The organism is Spartinivicinus poritis (genome assembly GCF_028858535.1).
Classification (GTDB): Bacteria; Pseudomonadota; Gammaproteobacteria; order Pseudomonadales; family Zooshikellaceae; genus Spartinivicinus; species Spartinivicinus poritis.
Genome location: NZ_JAPMOU010000111.1, coordinates 1 through 5,675, shown reverse-complemented (window position 1 = coordinate 5,675; position 5,675 = coordinate 1). Strand labels below are relative to the sequence as shown.

At 37.8% G+C, this 5,675-nt stretch carries 7 protein-coding genes and 1 pseudogene; 6 read left to right on the top strand and 2 right to left on the bottom strand.

The genetic code is table 11. The features are described from left to right. Positions 1-405 precede the first annotated feature (405 nt). The 5 genes from ORQ98_RS28815 (at position 406) to ORQ98_RS28795 (ending at position 4,206) form a co-directional block, all read left to right on the top strand. The gene (locus tag ORQ98_RS28815; protein ID WP_274692283.1) at positions 406-891 is read left to right on the top strand and encodes an AAA family ATPase; all 486 of its coding nucleotides are present in this window, start codon (positions 406-408) and stop codon (positions 889-891) included. After that, the gene (locus ORQ98_RS28810) at positions 881-1,645 is read left to right on the top strand and encodes a tRNA(His) guanylyltransferase Thg1 family protein (protein WP_274692282.1); all 765 of its coding nucleotides are present in this window, start codon (positions 881-883) and stop codon (positions 1,643-1,645) included. The genes ORQ98_RS28815 and ORQ98_RS28810 overlap by 11 nt, the downstream gene beginning before the upstream one ends. Before the next feature lie 12 nt (positions 1,646-1,657). Next, on the top strand, positions 1,658-1,993 hold the full coding sequence (locus ORQ98_RS28805; RefSeq protein ID WP_274692281.1) for a VOC family protein: 336 nt from the start codon (positions 1,658-1,660) through the stop codon (positions 1,991-1,993). 249 nt (positions 1,994-2,242) lie between these two features. After that, entirely contained in the window at positions 2,243-2,914 is a 672-nt protein-coding gene (locus ORQ98_RS28800; RefSeq protein WP_274692280.1) for a response regulator, read from the top strand. A gap of 122 nt (positions 2,915-3,036) precedes the next feature. Beyond that, on the top strand, positions 3,037-4,206 hold the full coding sequence (locus ORQ98_RS28795) for a sensor histidine kinase (RefSeq protein ID WP_274692279.1): 1,170 nt from the start codon (positions 3,037-3,039) through the stop codon (positions 4,204-4,206). Positions 4,207-4,323: 117 nt separating this feature from the next. Here ORQ98_RS28795 and ORQ98_RS28790 read toward each other — a convergent pair. Then, positions 4,324-4,740, bottom strand: a pseudogene (locus tag ORQ98_RS28790) (IS1595 family transposase); the annotation flags it as partial. A 40-nt stretch (positions 4,741-4,780) separates the two neighbouring features. Beyond that, positions 4,781-5,248 (bottom strand): IS1595 family transposase, encoded by a 468-nt coding sequence (locus ORQ98_RS28785; protein ID WP_274692278.1) that lies wholly within the window; start codon positions 5,246-5,248, stop codon positions 4,781-4,783. Between the two features lie 123 nt (positions 5,249-5,371). Here ORQ98_RS28785 and ORQ98_RS28780 point away from each other — a divergent pair, with 123 nt between their 5' ends. Continuing rightward, positions 5,372-5,572, top strand: a complete 201-nt coding sequence (locus ORQ98_RS28780; RefSeq protein ID WP_274691381.1) for a hypothetical protein — start codon at positions 5,372-5,374, stop codon at positions 5,570-5,572. Positions 5,573-5,675: the final 103 nt, after the last annotated feature.

Sequence of the window (5,675 nt, the reverse complement as noted above, 5' to 3'; positions counted from 1 at the left end):
AATCATGGGTAATGGATTAGCTGAGTTTGCAGATTAGGTACTCAGTTACACCTAAAAATGATTCGTTATGGGTATATCCCACAGATTTAGGTAAAATAACTAATTGAACAAATTTTAGTATTTAATGACCTACATGTACAGCTCTTTGCTTCGGCCTTGACTCAGTTGCTTTAAGAGTTATTGGGTCACTGGTTTTTCTAGAATAGTTTTCTAGCGAATGGATAAAGCCAGTTGACAGTTGTAGCTGAAACTTTATATTATCAGTCTATGCTAAACTTTAATGCCCATTCAGCCCATATTTATCTACAGTCAAATCATTACTGGCTGGGGGGGCTGTTATGAGTGTGATTTAGCAAGTACGAATCACTAAAAAGCCCTCACAGTTAAACTGTGAGGGCTTTTTTTATGTCACTAATTATTAGTGTTGAGAACAGAGAAAGTATTATGGAAGGGGTGATTTTTATTGGCTTACAGGCTTCTGGTAAGTCAACATTTTTTCTTCAGGAATTCTATAAAACCCACATAAGGCTAAATCTGGATATGCTGAAAACCAGAAACCGTGAGCGAATTCTGTTAGAAGCCTGTATTGCTGCGAAACAGTCGGTAGTGATTGATAATACCAACCCAACGAGGTTAGAAAGGACTAAGTATATTCAACAGTTTAAGGATAATTACTTTACTGTTAAAGGTTATTACTTTAGTTCAAGTTTACCTGACTGTTTGGCTAGGAACGCTAATCGTATGGGTAAAGAGCAAATACCAGAAAGGGGGATTAAAGGAACCTATAATAAACTGGAATTGCCCAATTATGAGGAAGGTTTTGATCAGCTTTATTATGTTTCTTTAGTTAAAGATAAGTGTGTAGTGGAAGAGTGGAACCATGAAATTTGATGATTTAGATAAAAAAATGCGGTTGTTTGAAACAGCTCATGACCATTGTGTATTGCCTGGTATTTACATAGTTGCACGAATTGATGGTCGTTGCTTCACTAAGCTAACCAAAGAGACTCATTGCTTTGAAGCTCCTTATGATACCAAGTTTAGGGATATCATGGTTGAAACAGTAAAACATTTAATGAATTGTGGCTTTAAGATTATTTACGGTTACACTCAAAGTGATGAAATTTCACTATTGTTTGATTTAAATGATAATACCTTTCAACGAAAGGAGCGAAAGCTCAACTCTGTGCTTGCAGGTGAGGCCAGTGCGAAGTTTAGTTTATTGTTAGGTGATCATGGAATATTTGACAGTCGGCTATGTCAGTTGCCTAATAGACAGCTTGTGGTTGATTATTTCAGGTGGAGAAATGAGGATGCTCACCGAAACGCACTGAATTCACACTGCTATTGGTTATTAAGAAAAGAAGGTGTTAAGCCTAAAACGGCAGATGTTACTTTTTGCAAAATGTCTGTAGCAGAAAAGAATGAGTTTTTATTTCAGCGAGGGATTAACTTTAATGAATTGCCAAGCTGGCAGAAAAGAGGGGTAGGGGTATATTGGCAAGCATATGAAAAAGAAGCAATTAGCCCATTAACAAATGAGACAGTATTAGCGACTAGAAAACAGTTAACGGTGGACTATGAGTTGCCAATGAAAGACAGTTATAGCCAGTTCATTGATACTTTGGTACAAAGCGTAGAATAAAAAAGGAGCTGTATGAAATACCATCATTTGGGTATACCAACTAAAGAATCATTAAAAGACGAAATTCATTTAAAACATTTGAAAATGTACGTGAGTGGTTATGGGAAAAATCCTTATGGAATTGAGTGGGTCAGGTATGAAGATGATGCACCATACCCTGAAATAGTGAAAACACTACCTCATGTTGCCTTTGAGGTAGAGGATATTTATAAAGCAATTGACGGTAAAAATGTGATTATTGAGCCGAATAGCCCTAGTCCTGGTGTTATTGTTGCGTTTATTGAGGATAATGGAGCACCTATTGAGTTTTTACAGGTAGATCGGACAATTGCTGAAGAGGGGATATAAGCCCAGGGATTGAATGTAAAGAATTTGTAAAGTAACACCAATTCAATCCTGTATTGGTGTTGTTATTTGCTTCACGGTAGTATATTAGCATCTACAAATTAACTGAAGGATATTAATCTGCCATTAGTTAGTATGACATCAGTTTAAGTTAATATAATGTTCCTAGCCTCAAGTATTTTACCTTGTTGCGAAGTGTAGAAGTGATCTGGTGCGTATTTGAGTTGAATGTTGTATAAAATGGATTCTGTAGTGAAAGTATTATTAGTAGAAGATGATTTAATGATTGCAGACGGTATTGCCAGGGGGGTGAGTAGGGCTGCCTTGCAAATGGAGCATGTAACCTGTGTTAAAGATGCAAAGTTAGCATTGATAGACCAGGGAATAGGGTTGATTGTATTAGATCTGGGGTTGCCTGATGGTGATGGACTAACCCTTTTACGTGAATTAAGGCGTGAGGGGCTGGAATTACCTGTATTGGTACTAACTGCCAGGGATGAGCCAAGAGATAGAGTGCTTGGTTTAGACAGTGGTGCTGATGATTATTTGGTTAAGCCATTCAATTTGGATGAGTTGATTGCTCGTATCAGGGCTTTATTAAGGAGAAGGATGGGGAGAGCCGCTGCTGTCATTGAGTATGGTCCACTGACTTTAGACCCAGGACAAATGCAAGTATTGTTGAATCAGCAGCCTGTTACTATTCCCTTACGCCAGTTTCGTTTGCTTCAATATTTATTGGAGTCACAGGGACGTGTAAAAACCAAACAGCAGATTATTGATGCCCTCTATCGTTGGGATCAGGATATCGAAGAAAATACCATAGAAGTTTATATTTCGCAGTTGAGAAAACATTTATGGCCCAAATTAATCAAGACAATGCGTGGAATCGGTTATTTAATTCCAAAGTTCGACCAAGCTCATTAAAGGGCCGTATATTACTTAGAGTTGTATTAGTTCTGACAGTTGCCTGGTTTATAGAGGTGATTTTTTCTAAAGGAATTGCCTGGTATAAAACCCGAGAGTTTTTTCAACACCAAACTCAACTGATGGCAGAAAGCTGGATCGAGGTTATTTCACAGCAAGAAGTTCAAAGTTTACAATTAAAGCAACAACCTAGATTATTATTGTTGGGATGGCGTGAACATGAGTTAGTGCTTCAGCAAGGGGACGTTGCTTTTGCAAAGCCTAATAAAAAAGAAACTTATATTGCCAACTTCAATAATCACAAATGGGTTATTAGTACAGTTTGTCAAAACAATGCTTGTGTATTAGTCGGTCTTAGAGACTCGGAAAGAAAGAACGCTGTTTGGGGCTTAGTTATTCTTATTTTTGTACCATTGTTGATTATGTTTGGCCTAGCTATGTTGGCTATGCATTATGCTGTGCAATCAGGTTTACAACCACTTAATTTATTAGCCCAACATGTATCAAGTGTGTCTATTGAGAAACTTCCTCCTTTGCCTGAGTCATCAATATTAAAAGAGCTACTACCACTTGTACATGCCTTGAATCAACTAATAAATAATATGAAAGCTCAATTGCTAAAAGAGAGGCAGTTTTTAGATACTTGTACTCATGAGCTTAGAACCCCTGTTACAGCATTAATTGCTCAAATGCAAAGTCTGGGCTATTTAAATAATGATAATGCTAATTCTGATTTTCATAAAGTGAATAATGCTGCATTAAGAGTTGTAAGAGTCGCAAATCAATTTTTAAGCTTAGCTAAAACGAATAACGCTACTGCACTGGAAAATCAATGTGAAAAATTTGATTTGTGTGAGCTGTTTCGTCAGGTGATTGCAGACTTGATAATTGATCACAGCCATTGTGATTGTCAGATGAAAGGATCCAATTCAATCATGGTTTTTGCCGATCCACTAGCAATGGAAATGGTATGTCGCAATTTAATTGAAAATGCACTACGTTATGGCACTAACGTTGAAAGTGGTAAAGTGCATATTCAATTTACATGTGAATTGGAAAATGGCCAAGTAAAAGTTACCGTTGAGGATGCGGGGCCAGGAGTAATGGAGAAATACAGGGAAAAATTAGTCCAGCGATTTTATCGTATAGCTGGGCATAATACACAGGGAGCGGGCCTTGGCTTGAGTATAATTAATGAAATTGCAACTTATTATGATGGTTCTGTCATTATTGGTGAAAGTCGATTGGGTGGTTTGAAGGTTGTTGTTTGGTTGAATAATATTCTCAACTGATGAGGTATATGCAACGATTGTAATTGTTGTCGATACCATAGCTTAAAGCAAGCTTGGCTAATTCTGGATTCCTGTTTTTTGCAGTAATATTTAAGGCTCAATATGGATTCCTGGGGGCTAGATTAATAGCCCTACCAAATCATTTAATAACCCCTTACCACGACGTTTTAAATTATACACAAACTCAAACAATGCTAAATAATAAGGTAGTTTCTCTTGTGATATACCACGATGTGGCCTAAGCCAAGAGCGCAGCAGTGACCAGCAACCTTCTACTGTGTTGACATGAACTTCATGAAAACCATCACCATCTTCATCCCGAGCATATTCCCCCTTCCCATGACAAACCGTTTTATGCTGATAACCCCAGGCTGGCAACCTACTATAAATCTTGTATTCATCGGTATAAATTAATGTGCCTGGATTAATGACATGCTTGATAATAGGGGCTATGGTTTTCTGCTTTACATTCTTCAGCATTCGAATAATTAACTGCCCATCACGTTCAACTAATCCTAAAATAGGTGGCTTTTCTTTTTCTAAGGTTTCTCTCCCTCTTGCCCCTTTAAGTCGATTACGCCGACTTTTTCGCCCTTTTTTTTACAGCTTCTGGCTGACCTTTATGACCAGCCACAATATACACTTCATCGGCTTCCACTTTGCCACTTAATTGAGGAATGGGTAGGCTAGCAAAAATACTTTCGCGTAGTTGACTGGTCATATGTTGGGCTTCATCTTTATTTAAATCGAGCTCGTGGGCAATTTGTCGATTGGATAAGTTGAGCCCCATAAAATACAAGCAGAGTATCCAGACTTTTAATGGCTGATGGTGTCCTGCAAATACTGTGAATGTTAAATCATCAAATCGCTTTTTACAGCTCTGACAGTGATAGCGTTTGCGCGCTTTTTGAGTAGTATGATAACCATGACTTTTAACGCCTTTGGATTGACAATAAGGGCAACAAACGCCTTCTGGCCAACGACGTTGACGTATAAGCTGATAACAATACTCATCACTAACCAGCTGTTTAATATTGATCATTTTTTATAAACAAACGACTCGTCAATAGTCCATTATGAGCGTTAGAGTATACAGCTTTTTGTCTGTAAGCATAGTCCCCAGGAATCCATATTGAGCCTTAATTAAATACAACAGAAAGTCTCTATGACAAACGACTATCAAGATATCAACGCCTCGCTACCACCTATGAATAGCCGTGTCGACGTCATTTGTCGATACCATGATCGAGATGAATTAATTACTGAAAAAATACGCGCATACCACGACAATGGTGGCGAATTTTACTTAACGACTGTCGGTCATAATATCAGTAAATTAGTTACGCACTGGAAACTAGCCGGTTAATCTGGCTAGTGCCTATTCACTGTCGTTTTAAAAAGAAAAATTAATTGCTGATGTGCTTTAATAATATTCGCTTTCTTCAACACTAATATCACCTGCAGCGACA

Excerpts from the sequence above, each read along its gene's own strand:
- ORQ98_RS28815 (WP_274692283.1), top strand. The coding sequence starts at position 406 with ATGTCACTAATTATTAGTGTTGAGAACAGAGAAAGTATTATGGAAGGG.
- ORQ98_RS28810 (WP_274692282.1), top strand. The coding sequence starts at position 881 with ATGAAATTTGATGATTTAGATAAAAAAATGCGGTTGTTTGAAACAGCT.
- ORQ98_RS28805 (WP_274692281.1), top strand. The coding sequence starts at position 1,658 with ATGAAATACCATCATTTGGGTATACCAACTAAAGAATCATTAAAAGAC.
- ORQ98_RS28795 (WP_274692279.1), top strand. The coding sequence starts at position 3,037 with ATGGCAGAAAGCTGGATCGAGGTTATTTCACAGCAAGAAGTTCAAAGT.
- ORQ98_RS28785 (WP_274692278.1), bottom strand. The coding sequence starts at position 5,248 with ATGATCAATATTAAACAGCTGGTTAGTGATGAGTATTGTTATCAGCTT.
- ORQ98_RS28780 (WP_274691381.1), top strand. The coding sequence starts at position 5,372 with ATGACAAACGACTATCAAGATATCAACGCCTCGCTACCACCTATGAAT.